The sequence below is a fragment of the Pseudomonas lurida genome (genome assembly GCF_002563895.1).
In the GTDB taxonomy this organism is placed as follows: domain Bacteria; phylum Pseudomonadota; class Gammaproteobacteria; order Pseudomonadales; family Pseudomonadaceae; genus Aquipseudomonas; species Aquipseudomonas lurida.
The window spans coordinates 5,058,947-5,078,171 of sequence record NZ_PDJB01000001.1 but is presented as its reverse complement, the minus strand read 5'-3'; the positions used below and the strand labels follow the sequence as shown (position 1 = coordinate 5,078,171).

The 19,225-nt window shown below is 62.0% G+C and carries 16 protein-coding genes; 8 read left to right on the top strand and 8 right to left on the bottom strand.

Annotated features, from left to right (window positions below; genetic code table 11):
- Positions 1-53: 53 nt before the first annotated feature.
- Positions 54-1,055, bottom strand: a complete 1,002-nt coding sequence (gap, locus tag ATH90_RS23075; RefSeq protein ID WP_034109185.1) for a type I glyceraldehyde-3-phosphate dehydrogenase — start codon at positions 1,053-1,055, stop codon at positions 54-56.
- A gap of 221 nt (positions 1,056-1,276) precedes the next feature.
- Here gap and edd point away from each other — a divergent pair, with 221 nt between their 5' ends.
- The 4 genes from edd to ATH90_RS23055 all read left to right on the top strand — a co-directional run bounded on the left by edd (position 1,277) and on the right by ATH90_RS23055 (position 6,403).
- On the top strand, positions 1,277-3,103 hold the full coding sequence (edd, locus tag ATH90_RS23070; RefSeq protein ID WP_034109184.1) for a phosphogluconate dehydratase: 1,827 nt from the start codon (positions 1,277-1,279) through the stop codon (positions 3,101-3,103).
- Positions 3,100-4,056 carry a glucokinase gene (locus ATH90_RS23065; protein WP_098467316.1) on the top strand — a complete coding sequence of 319 codons (957 nt, stop codon included), beginning with the start codon at positions 3,100-3,102 and terminating at the stop codon, positions 4,054-4,056. The genes edd and ATH90_RS23065 overlap by 4 nt, the downstream gene beginning before the upstream one ends.
- Before the next feature lie 153 nt (positions 4,057-4,209).
- Positions 4,210-4,944: a response regulator gene (locus ATH90_RS23060; protein WP_034109182.1), complete on the top strand. Its 735-nt coding sequence runs from the start codon at positions 4,210-4,212 to the stop codon at positions 4,942-4,944.
- A 31-nt stretch (positions 4,945-4,975) separates the two neighbouring features.
- Positions 4,976-6,403, top strand: a complete 1,428-nt coding sequence (locus ATH90_RS23055) for an ATP-binding protein (protein WP_199523022.1) — start codon at positions 4,976-4,978, stop codon at positions 6,401-6,403.
- Positions 6,404-6,464: 61 nt separating this feature from the next.
- On the opposite strand, the gene ATH90_RS23050 is transcribed toward ATH90_RS23055, so the two are convergent.
- A complete protein-coding gene (locus tag ATH90_RS23050) occupies positions 6,465-7,394 on the bottom strand; it encodes an AraC family transcriptional regulator (RefSeq protein ID WP_034109180.1) in 930 nt (309 codons plus the stop codon).
- Positions 7,395-7,722: 328 nt separating this feature from the next.
- On the opposite strand from ATH90_RS23050, the gene ATH90_RS23045 reads away from it, so the two are divergent.
- Positions 7,723-8,064: an antibiotic biosynthesis monooxygenase family protein gene (locus tag ATH90_RS23045; RefSeq protein ID WP_010208042.1), complete on the top strand. Its 342-nt coding sequence runs from the start codon at positions 7,723-7,725 to the stop codon at positions 8,062-8,064.
- A 45-nt stretch (positions 8,065-8,109) separates the two neighbouring features.
- Positions 8,110-8,355: a hypothetical protein gene (locus ATH90_RS23040; protein WP_098467315.1), complete on the top strand. Its 246-nt coding sequence runs from the start codon at positions 8,110-8,112 to the stop codon at positions 8,353-8,355.
- A 125-nt stretch (positions 8,356-8,480) separates the two neighbouring features.
- Here ATH90_RS23040 and ATH90_RS23035 read toward each other — a convergent pair whose 3' ends face one another.
- The 5 genes from ATH90_RS23035 to ATH90_RS23015 all read right to left on the bottom strand — a co-directional run bounded on the left by ATH90_RS23035 (position 8,481) and on the right by ATH90_RS23015 (position 15,625).
- A complete protein-coding gene (locus ATH90_RS23035; RefSeq protein ID WP_098467314.1) occupies positions 8,481-9,113 on the bottom strand; it encodes a flavin reductase family protein in 633 nt (210 codons plus the stop codon).
- A gap of 152 nt (positions 9,114-9,265) precedes the next feature.
- Positions 9,266-10,585, bottom strand: a complete 1,320-nt coding sequence (locus tag ATH90_RS23030; RefSeq protein WP_034109177.1) for an MFS transporter — start codon at positions 10,583-10,585, stop codon at positions 9,266-9,268.
- Positions 10,586-10,856: 271 nt separating this feature from the next.
- Positions 10,857-12,182, bottom strand: a complete 1,326-nt coding sequence (locus ATH90_RS23025; protein WP_098467313.1) for a sigma-54-dependent transcriptional regulator — start codon at positions 12,180-12,182, stop codon at positions 10,857-10,859.
- Positions 12,176-13,942, bottom strand: coding sequence for an ATP-binding protein (locus tag ATH90_RS23020; RefSeq protein WP_034109175.1), 1,767 nt, complete (start codon positions 13,940-13,942; stop codon positions 12,176-12,178). The genes ATH90_RS23025 and ATH90_RS23020 overlap by 7 nt, the downstream gene beginning before the upstream one ends.
- Before the next feature lie 159 nt (positions 13,943-14,101).
- Positions 14,102-15,625, bottom strand: a complete 1,524-nt coding sequence (locus tag ATH90_RS23015) for a fumarate hydratase (RefSeq protein WP_010208051.1) — start codon at positions 15,623-15,625, stop codon at positions 14,102-14,104.
- Between the two features lie 229 nt (positions 15,626-15,854).
- On the opposite strand from ATH90_RS23015, the gene ATH90_RS23010 reads away from it, so the two are divergent.
- Together ATH90_RS23010 and ATH90_RS23005 are read left to right on the top strand one after the other, a co-directional pair.
- Complete coding sequence (locus tag ATH90_RS23010; protein ID WP_034109174.1) at positions 15,855-16,787, top strand: iron-sulfur-binding ferredoxin reductase; 933 nt, start codon at positions 15,855-15,857, stop codon at positions 16,785-16,787.
- 30 nt (positions 16,788-16,817) lie between these two features.
- The gene (locus tag ATH90_RS23005; protein ID WP_034109173.1) at positions 16,818-17,567 is read left to right on the top strand and encodes an enoyl-CoA hydratase-related protein; all 750 of its coding nucleotides are present in this window, start codon (positions 16,818-16,820) and stop codon (positions 17,565-17,567) included.
- A gap of 102 nt (positions 17,568-17,669) precedes the next feature.
- On the opposite strand, the gene pyk is transcribed toward ATH90_RS23005, so the two are convergent.
- Positions 17,670-19,121, bottom strand: coding sequence for a pyruvate kinase (gene pyk, locus ATH90_RS23000; protein ID WP_025854788.1), 1,452 nt, complete (start codon positions 19,119-19,121; stop codon positions 17,670-17,672).
- Positions 19,122-19,225: the final 104 nt, after the last annotated feature.

Here is a 19,225-nt window from a genome sequence, read left to right as displayed (position 1 = left end):
GGCGTCTGTATTCGCGAGCAAGCCCGCTCCCACACAAGCCCACTCCCACTGGATTACTCGGCGTTGCACAGCGCCAGGCAGTTATCCAGCATACGGTTGGAGAAACCCCACTCGTTGTCATACCAGGCCAGCACTTTCAGCAGTTTGCCACTGGCCTTGGTGTGATTGGCATCGAAGATCGACGACAGCGGGTTGTGGTTGAAGTCACTGGAAACCAGCGGCAGGGTGTTGTAGCCGAGGATCTTCGAGTGCTGGCTGGCTTCCTTGAGCAGTGCGTTGACTTCGTCCGCCGTGGCGTCTTTCTTCAGTTGCACGGTGAGGTCCACCAGCGACACGTTGATCACCGGCACCCGCACGGCCATTCCGGTCAGCTTGCCTGCCAGTTCCGGCAGTACCAGGCCTACCGCTTCGGCGGCGCCGGTCTTGCTCGGGATCATGTTCTGGGTCGCCGAGCGCGCGCGGTACGGGTCGGTGTGGTAGACGTCGGTCAGGTTCTGGTCGTTGGTGTAGGCGTGGATCGTGGTCATCAAGCCGCTTTCGATACCCAGCTCGCGGTGCAGCACTTGGGCCACGGGCGCCAGGCAGTTGGTGGTGCACGAGGCGTTGGAGATGATCTGGTGGGATTGACGCAAAATGTCATGGTTGACGCCGTAGACCACGGTGGCGTCCGCGCCCTTGGCCGGTGCCGAGATAATCACCTTGCGCGCGCCAGCGGTAATATGGGCGGCAGCCTTGTCACGATCGGTGAACAGGCCGGTGCATTCGAACACCACGTCGATCTTGTGCGCGGCCCAGGGCAGGTCGGCCGGGTTACGAATGGCACTGACGGCAATCCGGTCACCATTGACGGTCAGGCTTTCCTGATCGTGGGCGACCTCTGCTTCGAAAGTGCCATGTACGGTGTCGTATTTGAGCAGGTGGGCATTGATCGAACTGTCGCCCAGATCATTGATGGCGACGATCTGCAAATCCTGGCGGTAGCCTTGGGTATACAGTGCGCGCAGGACATTACGGCCGATACGGCCAAAACCATTGATTGCGATACGAAGAGTCATTGGAAAGTGCCTGTCGTCGATTTGTTGTAAGAATTACAAGATTATTCGCATAAAAATAGAAAACAAGCCTTTTTAGTGGCAATATTTTGTTCAATCTACAACGAGTGACCTGAATCAACTGGTCCGATGATCCAAACGACTCCCTGCCATCCCATGCGCTGCGGGCGTTTGATCAGCATAGACACTCAGGTCGCCACATCCGTTAGCCTGGAGTTCTAAACATGCATCCCCGCGTTCTTGAGGTCACCGAACGGCTTATCGCCCGCAGCCGCGCCACCCGCGAGGCTTACCTTGCGCTCATTCGCGGCGCAGCCAGCGACGGTCCGATGCGCGGCAAGCTGCAATGCGCCAACTTTGCCCATGGCGTGGCCGGTTGCGGCACCGAAGACAAAAACAGCCTGCGCATGATGAATGCCGCCAACGTGGCAATTGTTTCTTCATATAACGACATGCTCTCGGCGCATCAGCCGTACGAACACTTCCCGGAACAGATCAAGAAAGCCCTGCGCGAAGTCGGCTCGGTCGGCCAGTTCGCCGGCGGCACCCCGGCGATGTGCGACGGTGTGACCCAGGGCGAACCCGGCATGGAGTTGAGCCTGCTCAGCCGTGAAGTGATTGCCATGTCCACGGCGGTAGCGCTGTCCCACAACATGTTCGACGCCGCGCTGATGCTGGGCATCTGCGACAAGATCGTGCCGGGCCTGATGATGGGCGCGCTGCGCTACGGCCACCTGCCGATGATCTTTGTACCGGGTGGCCCTATGCCGTCGGGTATCTCCAACAAGCAGAAGGCCGACGTACGCCAGCGCTACGCCGAAGGCAAGGCCACCCGCGAGGAGCTGCTGGAATCGGAGATGAAGTCCTACCACAGCCCCGGCACCTGCACCTTCTACGGCACCGCCAATACCAACCAGCTGCTGATGGAAGTGATGGGCCTGCACCTGCCAGGCGCCTCGTTCGTCAACCCGTACACGCCGCTGCGCGATGCGCTGACCCGCGAGGCCGCGCACCAGGTCACGCGCCTGACCAAGGCTAACGGCAACTTCACGCCGATCGGCGAGATCGTCGACGAAAAATCCATCGTCAATTCCATCGTCGCGCTCAACGCCACCGGCGGTTCCACCAACCACACCCTGCACATGCCGGCTATCGCCATGTCGGCAGGGATCATCCTGACCTGGCAGGACATGGCCGACCTTTCCGAGGTCGTGCCGACCCTGTCCCACGTGTATCCAAACGGCAAGGCCGACATCAACCACTTCCAGGCGGCGGGCGGCATGTCGTTCCTGATCCGCGAGCTGCTCGAGGCCGGCCTGCTCCACGAAGACGTCAACACCGTGGCGGGCAAGGGCCTGAGCCGCTACACCCAGGAACCGTTCCTGGTCGACGGCGAGCTGATCTGGCGCGAAGGTCCCATCGAAAGCCTCGACGAAACCATCCTGCGCCCCGTGGCCCGCGCGTTCTCGCCGGAGGGCGGCTTGCGCGTGATGGAGGGCAACCTCGGGCGTGGCGTGATGAAAGTGTCTGCAGTAGCCCTGGAACACCAGATTGTCGAAGCCCCCGCCGTGGTGTTCCAGGACCAGCAGGACCTGGCCGATGCGTTCAAGGCCGGCCAGTTGGAAAAAGACTTCGTCGCGGTGATGCGCTTCCAGGGCCCGCGCTCCAACGGCATGCCGGAGCTGCACAAAATGACGCCGTTCCTCGGCGTGTTGCAGGACCGCGGCTTCAAGGTCGCCCTGGTAACAGACGGGCGCATGTCCGGCGCGTCGGGTAAGATCCCCGCCGCGATCCACGTCAACCCCGAAGCCCAGAGCGGCGGGCCACTGGCGCGGGTGCGCGATGGCGATATCATTCGCGTGGATGGCGTGAAGGGCACCCTGGAGCTTAAGGTGGACGCCGGAGAATTTGCAGCGCGCGCGCCTGCCACGGGCCTGTTGGGCAATAACGTGGGGGCCGGTCGCGAGCTGTTTGCATTTATGCGCTTGGCCGCAAGCTCCGCAGAGCAGGGCGCCAGCGCCTTTACCTCTGCCTTGGAGACGCTTAAGTGAAGCTAGCGCTGGTCGGTGATATCGGGGGTACCAACGCCCGTTTTGCGTTGTGGCGAGATCAAGAGCTGCATTCGATCCGGGTGCATGCCACGGCGGATTACCCAAGCCCTGAGGACGCGATCAAGGTTTACCTCGACGAGGAAGGCCTGCAAATCGGCGACATCGGTGCGGTGTGCCTGTCAGTGGCCGGGCCGGTGAGCGGTGATGAGTTCAAATTCACCAACAACCACTGGCGCCTGAGCAAGACGGCCTTCTGTAAAACCCTGCAAGTGGACGAACTGCTGCTGGTCAATGACTTCTCGGCCATGGCCCTGGGCATGACCCGCCTCAAGCCCGACGAATTCCGCGTGGTCTGCGAAGGTACGCCGGAGCCATTGCGTCCTGCCGTGGTGATAGGTCCGGGCACCGGCCTGGGTGTCGGTACCTTGTTGGACCTTGGCGCTGGCCGCTTTGCGGCGTTGCCGGGGGAGGGCGGGCATGTCGACCTGCCCCTGAGCAGCCCGCGGGAAACCCAGCTGTGGCAGCACATCTATACCGAGATTGGCCATGTCAGCGCCGAAACCGCCTTGAGCGGTGGCGGGTTACCGCGCCTGTACCGGGCGATCTGCGCCGTTGACGGCCACGCGCCGGTACTGGAAACGCCCGAGGCCATCACGGCCGCAGGCCTGGCCGGTGACCCGGTGGCCATGGAAGTACTGGACCAGTTCAGCATCTGGCTGGGCCGGGTCGCCGGCAACAATGTGCTGACCACCGGTGGACGCGGTGGCGTGTACATCGTGGGCGGCGTGATACCGAGGTTTGCCGACTTCTTTATCAACAGTGGCTTTGCCAGGAGCTTTAGCGACAAAGGTTGCATGAGCGACTACTTGCGGGGCATCCCGGTGTGGTTGGTGACCGCACCGTATTCCGGCTTGACCGGGGCTGGAGTCGCCCTGGAGCAGGCTTTTGCGTAGGCAGTGAGGCTTCCCTCGCAGGCTCGCCAGCGCCCTCGTTCGACCGCATGCATCCAGTTGGAATGGGGTGGATGTGGGAGCGGGCTTGCTCGCGAAGAGGGCCTCAAGGACAACAAATGACGTAAGCTTGGCCCTAACAACAAGGAGGACCCCGTGAGCGTAATCAGTAAATCCATTCTCCTCGTCGACGACGACCAGGAAATCCGCGAATTGCTGCAAACCTACCTCAGTCGCGCCGGTTTCCAGGTGCGTGGCGTGCCGGATGGCGCGGGGTTCCGCCAGGCGATGAACGAGGCGCCGTGCGACCTGGTCATCCTCGATGTGATGTTGCCGGACGAGGACGGCTTCAGCCTTTGCCGCTGGATCCGCCAGCACCCGCGCCAGGCGCAGGTGCCGATCATCATGCTCACCGCCAGTTCCGACGAGGCCGACCGCGTGATCGGCCTGGAATTGGGCGCCGATGACTACATCGGCAAGCCCTTCAGCCCCCGCGAGTTGCAGGCGCGCATCAAGGCCCTGTTACGCCGCTGCCAGTTTGGCCAGGAGCGTAGTGCGGGGGGAGACGTGCTGGTATTCGATGAATGGCGCCTGGACATGATCAGCCATCGCCTGTTCCATGTGGACGGCGAAGAAGTGATCCTCTCCGGTGCCGACTTTGCCCTGCTCAAATTGTTTCTCGACCACCCACAGCAGATCCTTGACCGCGACACCATCGGCAACGCCACCCGTGGCCGTGACCTGATGCCGCTGGACCGTATCGTCGATATGGCTGTCAGCCGCCTGCGCCAACGCCTGCGTGACACCGAAAAGCCGCCGAGGCTGATCCGCACGGTGCGCGGCAGTGGTTATCAACTGGCAGCCAGCGTGGTTGCCGGCAATGCCCACTGAACATGTGACCGAGCACCGTCGCCGCCTCCCGGTGCCGCGCTCGTTGCTGGGGCGCATGCTGATGCTGACCCTGCTGGCCGTGTTGTTTGCCCAGGCGCTGTCCAGCGTGATCTGGGTATCGCAGCTGCGCGCCACCCAGCTCGAAGGCCTGGTCACCAGCGCCCGCAGCCTGGCGCATTCGATGACCGCCAGCGTGAGTTATTTCCGTTCGTTGCCGGTAGCGTATCGGCCATTGGTGCTCGACCAATTGCGCAGCATGGGCGGCACTCGCTTTGTCGTGACCCTCAATGATCGTCCATTGGACATGGCCATCCTGCCGCAGACGCCGCGTAAGCAGGCGGTGCTTGAAGCGGTGGATGAGGTGTTGAAGCAGACCCTGGGCGCCGATGTGCATATCTCGGTGGAGTTCGTCAGCGCGGAAGACCTGCGCATCTTCAATGCCGGCTTGAAACTCGATGAACTGCCGCGCTCCTGGGCGCACTACGCGTTGACCCTGGAACCGGTGAACCCACCGGTGCTGGTCACCCAGATCCAGCTCGCGCCTGGCGAATGGCTGTACATTGCCTCGCTGTTGCCCGAGCCCTACACCAGCCTCGAAGAGCAAGGCCTGCCGTCCCAACAGGTGTGGTTCATCGTGCTGACCAGCGGTTTCCTGCTGCTGTTCATCGGTTTGCTGGTGCACTGGCAGAGCCGGCCGCTCAAGCGCCTGGCGCGGGCGGCACGGGACATGTCGCTGGGCGCCGACGTAGAGCCAGTGGCCGAAGGCGGTGGCAGTGAAGTGGTGGAAGTGGGCCGCGCGTTCAATGCCATGCGTGAGCGCATCAGCCGCTACCTCACGGAACGCAGCCAATTGTTCAGCGCGATCTCCCACGACTTGCGCACGCCGATCACCCGGCTGCGCCTGCGCGTGGAGTTGCTTGAAGATGAAAACCTGCAGACCAAGTTCGGGCGTGACCTGGATGAACTGGAGTTGTTGGTGAAGGGCGCGCTGCAATGCGTGAAGGACACGGATATCCACGAAAACATCGAGCCGGTGGACCTGAACCACGTGCTCGACTGCCTGGTGGAGCCTTACCTGGCGCCCAACGGCAATGGCCGCGTCACCCAGCATGGACGGGCCCTGACGACTTATCCAGGCAAGCCACTGGCGCTCAAGCGTTGCATCGGCAACCTGATCGACAACGCGTTGAAGTATGGTCAGAACGCCCACCTGTACATTGAGGACGATGGCGCGGAGTTCGTCCTGCACGTGGATGACGAAGGCCCCGGCGTGCCGGAACAGCGTCTTGAACAGGTGTTTGAACCGCACTTCCGCCTGGCTGGCCAGCAACAGGGCTACGGCTTGGGCCTGGGGATTGCGCGCAACATTGCGCACAGCCATGGCGGTGAAGTGAGTTTGCAGAATTTGCGCGAGGGTGGCTTGCGGGTGACCTTGCAGCTACCCCGCGGATTAGACTGAATTCACGCTCACCCACTGTGTGAGCAGGCAAGCCAGCTCACACAGGTTGCTCTCCAACAGGTCAGATGGTTTGGCGTAACCGGGCCAGGTCTCTCAGGGGCGGCGCGCCAAACAACCGGCTGTACTCCCGACTGAACTGCGACGGGCTTTCATACCCCACGCGATACCCTGCGGCCGAGGCTTCCAGCCCTTCGGCAATCATCAATCGCCTGGCCTCCTGCAAGCGCAGTTGCTTCTGGTATTGCAGCGGGCTCATGGCGGTGATCGCCTTGAAGCGGTGGTGCAAGGTCGAGACGCTCAGATTGACTTCCCGGGCCAGGTCATCGATGCGCAGCGGTTGTTCATAGTTGCCGTTCAGCCACTTGATCGCCTGGCTGACCCGATGGCTCTGGCTGTTGGCCACGGCGATTTCATACAGGCGATAACCCTGAGGCCCCCGCAACAGGCGATAGAGGATCTCGCGGTTGATCAGTGGCGCGAGCATGGCGATGTCTTTGGGCGTGTCGAGCAGGCGCGCCAGGCGCAACACAGCGTCGAGCAATTGGTTGTCGATACGGTCGACGTACATGCCACGGGAGGTCGGGCGCGATGGCACGCCCATCGGTCCTGCCTCTGCGATCAGGGCCGTCAACTGCGCCGGGTCGATATTGATGCGCACCGACAGGTTCGGGTCCTCTGGCGTGGCCTCGATGATCCGGCCGGCCACCGGCATTGCGACCGAGAACACCAGGTAGTTGAGTGGGTCGTAGGCAAAGATCTCGTCGGCCAGGCGCACTTCCTTGCTGCCGCTGGCAAGAATGCACAGCGCCGGTTCCACCAGGACCGGCATGAAATCACGCGGTGTGTTGTGACGGTTCAGAAACAACGTGGTGATGGCCGTACCGTAGGAACCATCCTCCCAGGTATGCCGGTGCACGATGCTGGCCAGTTCGGCGCGCTGTTTTTCCATCTCGGCATCGAGGGGGATGGAGGTATGTTCGGGCGACGACATGGCGTGTCCTCTACTGGCTACTTCGATGGGGTCCAGCTTAACGGCGGCTTTCCAAACAGTGTTACGTCGATTCTGCACAATCCTTGCCTGATCCTGCGACACATCGTGAATCAGGCAAGCGCGATAGCTGTCATCTCCCTGAAACAAGGGCTTCGTGCATGGAATACACCGGCAGGTCGAACGTCCTGCTTACGCTTCTCGCAGGATTGTGCAATAAGCCGGCAGGAATCGACTAACCGCGTCCACACCCGCGCCGTTATCTTTGATCCTGTGGCAGCACACCCCCACAGTGCTTGCCGAGCATCACTTCTCAACGGGAGAGTCGAACATGTCCACCCCCATTCCCGCGAGCCATATGGCCTTTATCCGCGCCCGCACCGGGTGCAGCACCGAACTCGGTGCACGCTTGAGCAGTTTGATCGAACCTGGCCGTCAGGCTCAGGGTTGCCTGCAATTCTCGTTGCAGCATTCCCAGGTCGACCCCGATGTCTGGTTGATCTCCGGCTTCTGGAGCAGCGAGCAGGCGATGAGCGCCTACTTCAATTCTCCGGCGCTGATGATCTTCACCGAGTTGTTGAACGACATGGTCGTGCGCAGCATGGACTTCCAGACCTTCACCGACGCATCCGCCGCACATGCCTACGGCGAGTACCTGCAACTCGCCGGCTGATCAGGTTTAGAATGGCCGACTTTTCCATTGGCCAGGACCTGCAACATGGCACGTAAACAATTCGCCTACCACGAAGCCGTATCCGCCGTTGTACCGGGTGAAGGGGGCTACAGCGCCGCCGTCGCCGTCAAGGCACTGGATGGCATGGGCGCACCGCAGTTTCACAAGATCCTTGATGGACAGAAGTTCAAGACCGCCTCCGATGCCGATGATGCAGCGACTATGCAGCTTGAGTGCTTGGTCGATGTGGATGAAGACGGCCAACTGACCTGGGCAACTGCCGACAGCTGAAGAACGCAGCCGATTCAAATGTGGGGGCGGGCTGGCTCGCGAATGCGGAGTGTCAGTCGAGAGTGCTGTGACGGATCCACCGCTTTCGCGAGCAAGCCCGCTCCCACAGTTTTATTGCATTTCAGTCAGCGCGGTGTTGCGCCTGGCCGGTACATCTTGAACAGCGCTTGCGGCCCCAACTGGAAGTAATCCGCCGGGCCACCACCCCGCAAGATCGGCTCGGCGGCGGCGGTGTCGTAGACCCCGTCCTTGAGCAGCCACTTGGCAATGTGCACCGCGACCACCTCGCCCAGCACCAGCCAGCTCGGCACCAACGCCTGGTCGGCACGTTGCAACTGGATGATTTGCGTCACCTTGCACTCGAACGACACCGGGCTCTCGCCCACCCGTGGTACGCCAACGATCTTGGACGCCATCGGCGTCAGGCCGGACAACTCGAATTCGTTCACCTCTGGCGCTACGGCGGCGCAACTCTGGTTCATCTGTTCGGCCAGCGGGCGGGTCGCCAGGTTCCACACAAACTCGCCGGTCTGTTCGATGTTGTTCAGGCTGTCTTTGCGCCCGACACTGGAAAACCCAATGATCGGCGGAATGTAATTGAACGCATTGAAAAAACTGTAGGGCGCCAGGTTCAGGCGACCTTCACGGTCGTGTGACGAAATCCAGCCGATCGGCCGTGGACCAACGATGGCATTGAACGGGTCGTGGGGCAGGCCGTGGCCGTTGGCGGGTTCGTAGAAATGGATATCGTCGGACATGGCCTGTTCTGCTCTCGGTTTCGGAGCAGACATCATAACCAATGTGGAAGCGGGCTTGCCCGCGAATACGGTGGTTCAGTCTCTACAATCGTTGACTGACACACCGCTTTCGCGGGCAAGCCCGCTCCCACATTTTGAACTGCGCTCAACGGTTAGTCGGTGGTGATGCGTGAGTGTTTGCGGGTGTCTTTCATGGTCACGTAGACCACCAACGACACTGCAATGCACGCGGTCACGTACCAGTAGTAGCCGGTTTCCATGCCGATGCTCTTGAACCACAGTGCGATGTATTCGGCGGTGCCGCCAAAGATCGATACGGTCAGGGCATACGGCAGGCCTACGCCCAGGGCGCGGATTTCGGTCGGGAACAGTTCGGCTTTCACCACGGCGTTGATCGAGGTGTAGCCGCTGACGATGATCAGCGCAGCCATGATCAGGAAGAACGCGCCCCACCAGCTCTGGATGGTGTGCAAGGTGGTGAGGATCGGCACGGTGAACAGGGTGCCCAGGATCCCGAAGGCAATCAGGATCGGCCGACGACCGACTTTATCCGACAGCCCACCGACGATCGGTTGCAGGCACATGAACAGGAACAGCGTCGCTGCCGAGATGGTGGTGGAGTCGGAAATGCTCATGCCGACGGTGTTCACCAGGTATTTCTGCATGTAGGTGGTGTAGGTGTAGAACGCCAGGGTGCCGCCCATGGTCAGGCCGACGACGGTCAACAGTTCCTTGGGGTGACGCATCAAGGTGCGCATGGCGCTTTCCTTGGCTTTTTCCTTCTTGGTGAACGACTCGGTTTCTTCCATGCCGCGACGCAGGTACAGCGCGACTACCGCGCACAGGGCGCCGATGGCAAACGGGATACGCCAGCCCCAGGCATACAGCTGCTCGGTGGTCAGCAATTGTTGCAGCACGATCAGTACGCCCAGGGCGATGAGCTGGCCAGAGATCAGGGTCACGTACTGGAAGCTGGAATAGAAACCACGGCGTTCCTTGGTCGCCATCTCGCTGAGGTAAGTGGCGGAGGTACCGTATTCGCCCCCGACCGACAGGCCCTGCAGCAAGCGGGCGAATACCAGCAGGATCGGCGCGCCGATACCGATGATTTCATAGCCCGGGCTCAGGGCGATCAGCAACGAGCCGAAGCACATCAGGTAAACCGAGGCCATCAGGGCCTTTTTGCGCCCGACTTTGTCGGCATACAGCCCCATCAGCCAGCCACCGATCGGGCGCATCAGGAAGCCCACGGCGAAGATTGCGGCGGTGTTGAGCAGTTGGGCGGTGGTGTCGCCTTTCGGGAAGAAGGTTTTCGCGAAGTACAGCGAGAAGGCGGCGTAGACGTACCAGTCGTACCACTCGACCATGTTGCCGACGGAACCACTGAAAATCGATTTGATCCGGCTGGAAGTGGTGCGTTCTTTCGTCGGCGCGGCCGCCGACCCCAGAGGCAAGGTGTTGGAGTTATCCATTGAAGGATCCTTCATCTAGTTGTTTTTATGGAGCGTGCTTGCGCACTGCCTGGCTGGGGCTATAGCAGGAGCTGTGCCAGGTGGATGAAGGCCCGGTCTAGAAGGGGTACAGGATTTTTTTGAGCGGAAACTCGCTGATAAATTTCATGTGATGAGCGGAATTCCGCTTATGGCTGGCGTTCCCATCGCGGGCATGCCCGCGCCTGCCTACTAACGTGCAAACACAGTCAAATGTGGGAGCGGACTTGCCCGCGATGGCGGCCTGCTGGGGTTAGAGGAAGGTATCGCGCACTAACCCATGGCGCTGCATCTTTTCATTGAAGGTGCGCCGTGGCAGTTGCAACTCGGCCAGTACCGCCTTGATATCGCCTTTGTGCCGGGTCAATGCAGCTTTGAGGCAGTGGGCTTCGAAGGCCTCCTGCTGCGCGGCCAGGGATTGCCCGGCCTCGATACCCTCGGGTTCCGGCTCGCCAAGGCCGAGTACCTGGCGTTCAGCGACGTTGGCCAACTCACGCACATTGCCTGGCCAGTCATGGCTGAGCAGGCGCCCCAGTTGCGTGCCGCTCAGGGGCTCGACACTGCGGCCCAGGCGGTCGGCGGCATCCTGTGCGAAGTGATCGAACAGCAGCGGGATATCCTCGCGACGCTCACGCAACGGCGGCAGGCGCAGTTGTGCGACATTCAAGCGATAGGCCAGGTCTTCGCGAAAACGCCCGGCGCGGGCCTCTTCCAGCAGGTCCGGTTTGGTGGCGGCGATGATACGCAGGTCCACGTGAATGCTTTGATTGGAGCCCAGTCGCTCCAGTTTCTGTTCCTGCAGTACGCGCAGCAGTTTCACTTGCTGTGCCAATGGCATGCTTTCGATTTCATCGAGGAACAGCGTGCCACCGTGGGCGTATTCCAGTTTGCCGATGCGCTTGCCCTGGGCGCCGGTGAACGCGCCGCTCTCGTGGCCGAACAGCTCGGCCTCGAACAACTGCTCGGGAATGGCGGCGCAATTGAGCGCCACAAAGGGTTTCTTCGCCCGTGGGCCAAAGTCATGCAGGCAACGGGCGACCAGTTCCTTGCCGCTGCCGGTTTCGCCACGGATCAGCACGTTGACCGGCAGGCTCGCCAGGTCCAGCACCTGGCGGCGCAGGGTCTGCAAACCGCGCGACACGCCCAGCAAGGTTGATTCAAGCTGCGCCCGATGGTCGGCTTGTTGATGCAGGCGGCGGTTTTCGAGGATCAAGCCTCGCTTGTCCAGGGCGCGGCGCAGGCTGTTGAGCAAGGCGTCGGGGCTGAAGGGTTTTTCCAGGAAATCGTAGGCACCGTCGCGCATGGCTTCGACGGCCATCGGCACATCGCCATGGCCGGTAAGCAGGATCACCGGTAGGTCCGCATCGCGGCGCTGCACTTCGGCCAACAGTTCCAGGCCGCTGAGCCCCGGCATGCGCACGTCGCTCAGGATCACCCCGGGAAAATCCCTGGGCAATTGCGCCAGGCAGGCTTCGGCGCGGCTGAACAACTGCACCTCAAAACCTGACAGGCTCAACCATTGTTCGACGGCCGTGCGGATGCTGGCTTCGTCATCGACCACAATCACTGCGTTCAACATAGGTCGGGCGTCTCCAGCGCGATAGGCAGGGTCAAGGTAAACACCGCGCCGTCGCCACGGTTGCCGGCGATCAGGCGTCCGCCCAGTTCGTGCACGATAGCGTAGGACACCGCCAACCCCAAGCCGAGCCCGTCACCCACGGGCTTGGTGGTGAAGAACGGGTCGAACACGCTGTTCACATGCTCATCGGCAATCCCGCCGCCGCTGTCGCTGACGGTGAGCTGCCACAGCTGTTGATCGGCATGCAGACGGATTTCCAAGCGTTTGCGCGGCTTGTCGGCCATGGCGTCGAGGGCATTGCGCAGCAGATTGATCAGCACCTGCTCCAAGCGGATCGCATCACCGCGGACCCAGGCGGGGCGGGTCAGGTCCAGCACCACGCCGATGGCTTCATCGCGCAGGCGCGCGTCCATCAAGTGCAGGGACTGATCGACCACGGTGGCCAGGTCCAGGCGTTCACGCAGGCCACTCGGGCTTTTACGCGCGAAGGTCTTGAGGTGGCCGGTGAGTGCGGCCATGCGCGTGAGCATATCGTCCAATGGAGTGAGCGCTTGGTAAGCGTCGTCTATGCGACCGTGATCCAGCAACAGGCGCAAGGTGGCCAACTGCATGCGCTGGGCGGTCAGCGGCTGATTGATTTCGTGGGCGAGGGCAGCGGACATTTGCCCCAGCGCTGCCAACTTGGCCGATTGCACCAGGCCATCCTGGGCGGTACGCAATGCCTGGGTGCGTTCTTCCACCAGTTGCTCAAGCTCTTCGCGACTGCGCTGGCGCAGGCGGGCCAGGCGCCAGCGTTGGGTCAGGAACAGCACCAGGAACACCAGCGCCAGCCAGGAGCCGGCGGCGGCCAGCCCGGCGTTACGTTGATCCTCAAAGGCGAACTGAGGCTTGCGCAGCAGGTGCAGGGTCCAGCCTTCGGCTTTCAGCGGCAGCGACTCCCAGATGTAGTTGGCACTGCCCTCCGGGCCGTTGACGCGCATCAGATGGCTGTTTTCATCAAAGCGCTGCAGCGTCTGGGTCTCCAGCGGCTGCAGTTGTTTTTTGTCGTATTGGCGGGTGGCCTTCAATTCGGCGAGGTCACTGGCCGACAACGGCCGCAGGTTGCGATAGCGCCAGCCCGGCTGGTTGGCGATAAACACGATGCCACGCGCATCACTGACCAGCAGCAGGTCATTGCCCTGGGCCCACTCGCGCTCAAGCTCCGGGAATTCCAGCTTGACCACCATGGCACCGAGGAACTGCTCGTGTTCATCGACCACCGCACTGGAGAGGAAATACCCCGGAATTCCGGTGGTCACCCCCACCGCATAAAAACGCCCGGTGCCCTGGCTGAGGGTCTGGCTGAAGTACGGTCGGAACGCGTAGTTATGCCCCACATAACTGCTCGGCAGGTTCCAGTTGCTGGCGGCGACGGCCAGGCCGGTGCGGTCCATCAGTTCCAGGGTGGAAGACTGGGCTGCACCGTTGATGCGTTCGAGCTTGCGGTTGAGCAGGTCCTGGGTGCTGGCGTCCAAGGGGCCCTTCAAGGCGCTGATCATTTCTGAGTCCAGCGCCAGCACGGCGGGCAGGGCGCGGTAGCGCTCAATCAGCGTGTGCAGGGAGTTGGCATACAACGCGAGCTGCTGATTGGCACGGGCGGCATCATCCACCAGGGCTTGGCGTTCGGCGTGGCGGGTGGCCAGGGCAGCGGCCAGCACCGCGCCGGCGATGATCAGCAGGGAGTAAAAGGTCAGTCGCAGGGGGCGTGGGATCACGATCATACGGTGATGAGCAGGCACAGTAAGTGGGCGAGCACCATAGCATGAGCGGCCTGTATCGGGTGGCGAGCGGGCTGCCTGTGGTGGGCGGGCAATCGGCACGCAGAAAAAAGGCGACTGGGCCTTGGGGCCGCAGTCGCCTTTGTATTTGCAGGGAAGTGCTTACTGCACTTCTACCGCCAGGCTTTCACTGATCTTTTTCTGCCAGATCGCAGGACCGGTGATGTGGACGGATTCGCCCTTGCTGTCCACCGCAACAGTGACAGGCATGTCTTTCACGTCGAACTCGTAGATGGCTTCCATGCCCAGTTCGGCGAAGGCGACAACCCGCGACTTCTTGATGGCTTGCGCCACCAGGTAAGCGGCGCCGCCGACGGCCATCAGGTACACGGCTTTGTGATCCTTGATCGCTTCGATCGCGGTTGGGCCGCGCTCGGATTTGCCGATCATGCCCAGCAGGCCGGTTTGCTCGAGGATCTGACGGGTAAACTTGTCCATCCGCGTCGCGGTGGTCGGGCCCGCCGGGCCAACCACTTCTTCGCGTACCGGATCAACCGGGCCGACGTAGTAGATGAAGCGACCCTTGAGGTCCACCGGCAGGGTTTCGCCCTTGTTCAGCATCTCGACCATGCGCTTGTGCGCGGCGTCGCGGCCGGTGAGCATCTTGCCGTTGAGCAACACGGTTTCGCCCGGCTTCCAGCTCTGCACTTCTTCCGGGGTCAGGGTGTCGAGGTTGACGCGGCGGGCCGATGGGCCGGCTTCCCAGACGATTTCCGGGTAGGCGTCCAGCGGTGGCGCTTCCAGTGACGCCGGGCCCGAGCCGTCGAGCACGAAGTGCGCGTGACGGGTGGCGGCGCAGTTGGGGATCATGCACACCGGCAGGGAGGCGGCGTGGGTCGGGTAGTCCATGATCTTCACGTCGAGCACGGTGGTCAGGCCACCCAGGCCCTGGGCGCCGATGCCCAGTTGGTTGACCTTCTCGAACAGCTCCAGGCGCATCTCTTCGATACGGTTTTGCGGGCCGCGCTTCTTCAGCTCGTGGATGTCGATGGACTCCATCAACACTTCCTTGGCCATCACCGCGGCTTTCTCGGCGGTGCCGCCGATGCCGATGCCGAGCATGCCCGGTGGGCACCAGCCGGCGCCCATGGTCGGAACGGTCTTGAGCACCCAGTCTACGATCGAGTCGGACGGGTTGAGCATGGCCATTTTCGACTTGTTTTCGGAGCCGCCGCCCTTGGCCGCCACGTCCACTTCCACGGTGTTACCCGGGACGATGGAGTAGTGGATCACGGCCGGGGTGTTGTCCTTGGTGTTTTTGCGCGCGCCGGCCGGGTCGGCCAGGATGGAGGCACGCAGGACGTTTTCCGGCAGGTTGTAGGCGCGACGTACGCCTTCGTTGATCATGTCGTCCAGGCCCATGGTGGCGCCATCCCAACGGACGTCCATGCCCACGCGCACGAACACGGTGACGATACCGGTGTCCTGGCAGATCGGGCGATGGCCGGTGGCGCACATGCGCGAGTTGATCAGGATCTGGGCGATGGAGTCACGGGCCGCTGGCGACTCTTCGCGCAGGTAGGCTTCGTGCATGGCCTGGATGAAATCAACGGGGTGGTAGTAGGAAATGAATTGCAGGGCGTCGGCAACGCTCTGAATCAGGTCGTCTTGCTTGATCACGGTCATGAGTCGCGCTCCTCTATAAGGGAACATTCAATAAAGGTGGGCTCAGTGAAGTGCATCGGTCGGCTGAGCCCACCTTTCCAAGGCGCGTCGCCAAGAAGAGCAAGTATTGTCGGCGCGACGCTAAAAAGGCGCGGCAGTATAACCCGGCGCGGTGGCCGATACACCCGACTATGGTCAAACTGTCGCAGGCATGATTCCCTGTGCGCTCCCCTTGTGATTGAGTCCTTATATGCCTGAACTGTACGTCGGCGAACGCCATTGGTCGGTCACGGCCGGCAGCAACTTGCTGGATGCCTTGAACCAGGCGGGTGTCGCCGTGCCCTACAGTTGCCGCGCCGGCAGTTGCCATGCGTGCCTGGTGCGTTGCCAGGGTGAGGTCGATGACAAGCAACCCGAAGCCTTGAACCCCGCGCAACGCCAGGACGGTTGGCGGTTAGCGTGCCAGTGCCACGTCAGTGGCGATCTGCGCGTCGAGGCGTTTGACCCCACGCGGGACGGTTTGCCGGCCCAGGTGGTGGGTGTCGACTGGCTGAACCCGACCGTGCTGCGCCTGCGCCTGCAACCGGAGCGAGGCCTGCGTTATCGCGCCGGGCAGCACCTGGTGTTATGGGCGGGGCACGTGGCACGTCCATATTCCCTGGCGAGCTTGCCCCAGGACGATCCCTTCCTGGAGTTCCACCTGGATTGCCGTCAGCCCGGCGAGTTCAGCGACCTCGCCCGGCAATTGCAGGTTGGCGACCGCCTGCGCCTGGGCGAATTGCGCGGTGGCGCGCTGCAATACGACCCGGACTGGCAAGCCCGGCCGCTGTGGCTGCTGGCGTCCGGCACCGGATTGGGACCGCTGTGGGGTGTATTGCGTGAGGCCCTGCGACAGGATCACCAGGGCGCCATCCGCGTGATTCACCTGGCCCATGATGCCGAGGACCACTACCTGGCCGAACCCTTGGCTGCTCTGGCTGCCCAGCATTCCAACCTGGCGGTGGAGCTGTGGACCGCGGCCGGGTCGGCCCAGGCATTGGCGCAACTGCGGCTTGTTTCGCGGCAAACTCTGGCTTTACTCTGCGGGCACCCTGCCAGCGTCGAGGCATTTTCCAAGCGCTTGTTCCTGGCGGGGCTGCCGCGTAATCAACTGCTGGCGGATGTGTTTCTGCCGCGTGGTTGAGCGCTGAACTCCACAGCCGCGAGATTCGCCATGACCGACGCCATCCAACAGCTGCGCGAACGCGGGTTGCTGATCCTGCAGCTCAATCGCCCTGACAAGAAGAACGCGCTCACCCGTGCCATGTACACGCAACTGGCCGAGGCGCTGGAGCAGGCCGATGCGGATGGGGAAGTCCGCTGCGTGCTGATCCAGGGCAGCAGTGACTGTTTCACCGCCGGCAATGACATTGTCGACTTCCTGGAGCAGCCGCCCAGCGATCTCGACAGCCCCCCGTTTTATTTCATGAAGAGCCTGCTCAACTGCCGCAAACCGGTGATTGCCGCGGTGGCGGGCGCAGCCGTGGGGATCGGTACAACCCTGTTGCTGCATTGTGACCTGGTGTACATCAGCCGCGATGCGCGGTTGCGCATGCCGTTCGTCAACCTGGGGCTGTGTCCGGAGTTTGGTTCGAGCCTGATCCTGCCCAGGTTGTTGGGGCACGCGAAAGCGGCCGAATTGTTGCTGTTGGGTGAAGGATTTACCGGTGAGCAGGCGGCTGCCTGGGGCATCGCCACCGAGGCGTTGGGCAGTGGTGAAGCGGCGCTGGCCAAGGCGCGGGAAGTGGCCGAACGTTTTGAAACCCTCGCGCCGGGCGCGGTGCAGGTGACCAAGCAATTGATGAAAAGTGTTGATCGTGAGCAACTGCGGCAGGTGATCGAGGAGGAGGGTGCATTGTTCACCCAGCGGCTGAAGTCGCCTGAGGCGATTGCTGCATTATCGGGGTTTATCAGCAGGCGTTGAAGGCAGGTTGATGAGGGCCTGATTGCCAGCAGGTCAGTCTGATCCGAAATGCAAAAAGCCCCGCCATTCACATGGCGGGGCTTTTGTTTTTTGGCGTATTACTCAGTACTGCGGGTCACCCACATGCAGGATCTTCATGCCATTGGTCCCACCGGTGGTGTGGTAGCTGTCGCCCTTGGTCAGGATGACCCAGTCGCCTTGCTCTACGACGCCGCGTTTGACCAGCTCGTCGATAGCCTTCTGGCTGACTTCATTCGGTGCCAGCGAAGCCGGATCGAACGGAATGGTGTACACACCACGAAACAGTGCCGCGCGGGCCTGGGCTTCGCGGTGCGGGGTGAAGGCGTAGATCGGCACCGAGGAACGGATGCGCGACATGATCAACGGCGTGTAGCCACTTTCGGTCAAGGCGATGATCGCCTTCACGCCCGGGAAGTGGTTGGCGGTGTACATGGCCGCCAGGGCGATGCTCTGGTCGCAGCTTTCGAACACTTTGCCGATACGGTGGCTGGAGGTCTTGCTGGTCGGGTGCTTTTCAGCGCCGACGCAGATACGCGCCATGGCCTGCACGGCTTCCAGCGGGTAAGGGCCGGCGGCGCTTTCAGCCGAGAGCATCACGGCGTCGGTGTAGTCGAGCACGGCGTTGGCCACGTCGGACACTTCGGCACGGGTCGGCATCGGGTTCTGGATCATCGACTCCATCATCTGGGTCGCCACGATCACAGCTTTGTTATGGCGGCGTGCGTGCAGGATGATCTTCTTCTGGATACCGATCAGCTCGGCGTCACCGATTTCTACGCCGAGGTCGCCACGGGCAACCATCACCGCGTCGGACGCCTTGATCAGGCCGTCGAGGGTCTCGTCGTCGGCCACGGCTTCGGCGCGTTCGATCTTCGCGACCAGCCAGGCGGTACCGCCAGCTTCGTCGCGCAGTTTACGGGCGTATTCCATGTCGGCGGCGTCGCGCGGGAAGGAGACGGCGAGGTAGTCCACTTCCATTTCGGCGGCGAGCTTGATGTCGGCCTTGTCTTTTTCCGTCAGGGCCGGTGCCGTCAGGCCACCACCACGGCGGTTGATGCCTTTGTGATCGGACAGCGGGCCGCCGATGGTCACGGTGCAGATCAGCTCGGTGCCGGTGGCGGTGTCGACGCGCATGACCACGCGGCCATCGTCCAACAGCAGCTCATCACCGACGCCGCAGTCCTTGACCAGGTCCGGGTAATCGATACCCACGACTTGCTGGTTGCCCTCGGTCAGCGGGTGGCTGGTGGAGAAGGTGAAGGTGTCACCGATCTTCAGCTCGATCCGCTTGTTGGCGAATTTGGCGATACGGATCTTCGGGCCTTGCAGGTCACCCAGCAGTGCGACGAAGCGGCCGTGCTTGGCGGCCAGGTCACGCACCAGCTTGGCGCGAGCCTTGTGCTCGTCCGGGGTGCCGTGGGAGAAGTTCAGACGGGCAACGTCCAAACCAGCCAGAATCAGCTGTTCGAGGACTTCCGGCGAGTTGCTGGCCGGGCCAAGGGTGGCGACGATTTTGGTACGACGGACGGACATGCACAGACTCCTGAGTTCAAGCGCTGAGGAAGGCTACTATGCTCTTTCGTTGTAGTCATTGTTCGTTTGCACTACTTATCGATGATTGACTTGTTTTCGCTGCG

What these genes read in the sequence shown, in the direction of transcription:
- gap (WP_034109185.1), bottom strand. Translation starts at nt 1,055, where the DNA reads ATGACTCTTCGTATCGCAATCAATGGTTTTGGCCGTATCGGCCGTAAT.
- edd (WP_034109184.1), top strand. Translation starts at nt 1,277, where the DNA reads ATGCATCCCCGCGTTCTTGAGGTCACCGAACGGCTTATCGCCCGCAGC.
- ATH90_RS23050 (WP_034109180.1), bottom strand. Translation starts at nt 7,394, where the DNA reads ATGTCGTCGCCCGAACATACCTCCATCCCCCTCGATGCCGAGATGGAA.
- ATH90_RS23045 (WP_010208042.1), top strand. Translation starts at nt 7,723, where the DNA reads ATGTCCACCCCCATTCCCGCGAGCCATATGGCCTTTATCCGCGCCCGC.
- ATH90_RS23040 (WP_098467315.1), top strand. Translation starts at nt 8,110, where the DNA reads ATGGCACGTAAACAATTCGCCTACCACGAAGCCGTATCCGCCGTTGTA.
- ATH90_RS23035 (WP_098467314.1), bottom strand. Translation starts at nt 9,113, where the DNA reads ATGTCCGACGATATCCATTTCTACGAACCCGCCAACGGCCACGGCCTG.
- ATH90_RS23030 (WP_034109177.1), bottom strand. Translation starts at nt 10,585, where the DNA reads ATGGATAACTCCAACACCTTGCCTCTGGGGTCGGCGGCCGCGCCGACG.
- ATH90_RS23025 (WP_098467313.1), bottom strand. Translation starts at nt 12,182, where the DNA reads ATGTTGAACGCAGTGATTGTGGTCGATGACGAAGCCAGCATCCGCACG.
- ATH90_RS23020 (WP_034109175.1), bottom strand. Translation starts at nt 13,942, where the DNA reads ATGATCGTGATCCCACGCCCCCTGCGACTGACCTTTTACTCCCTGCTG.
- ATH90_RS23015 (WP_010208051.1), bottom strand. Translation starts at nt 15,625, where the DNA reads ATGACCGTGATCAAGCAAGACGACCTGATTCAGAGCGTTGCCGACGCC.
- ATH90_RS23010 (WP_034109174.1), top strand. Translation starts at nt 15,855, where the DNA reads ATGCCTGAACTGTACGTCGGCGAACGCCATTGGTCGGTCACGGCCGGC.
- ATH90_RS23005 (WP_034109173.1), top strand. Translation starts at nt 16,818, where the DNA reads ATGACCGACGCCATCCAACAGCTGCGCGAACGCGGGTTGCTGATCCTG.
- pyk (WP_025854788.1), bottom strand. Translation starts at nt 19,121, where the DNA reads ATGTCCGTCCGTCGTACCAAAATCGTCGCCACCCTTGGCCCGGCCAGC.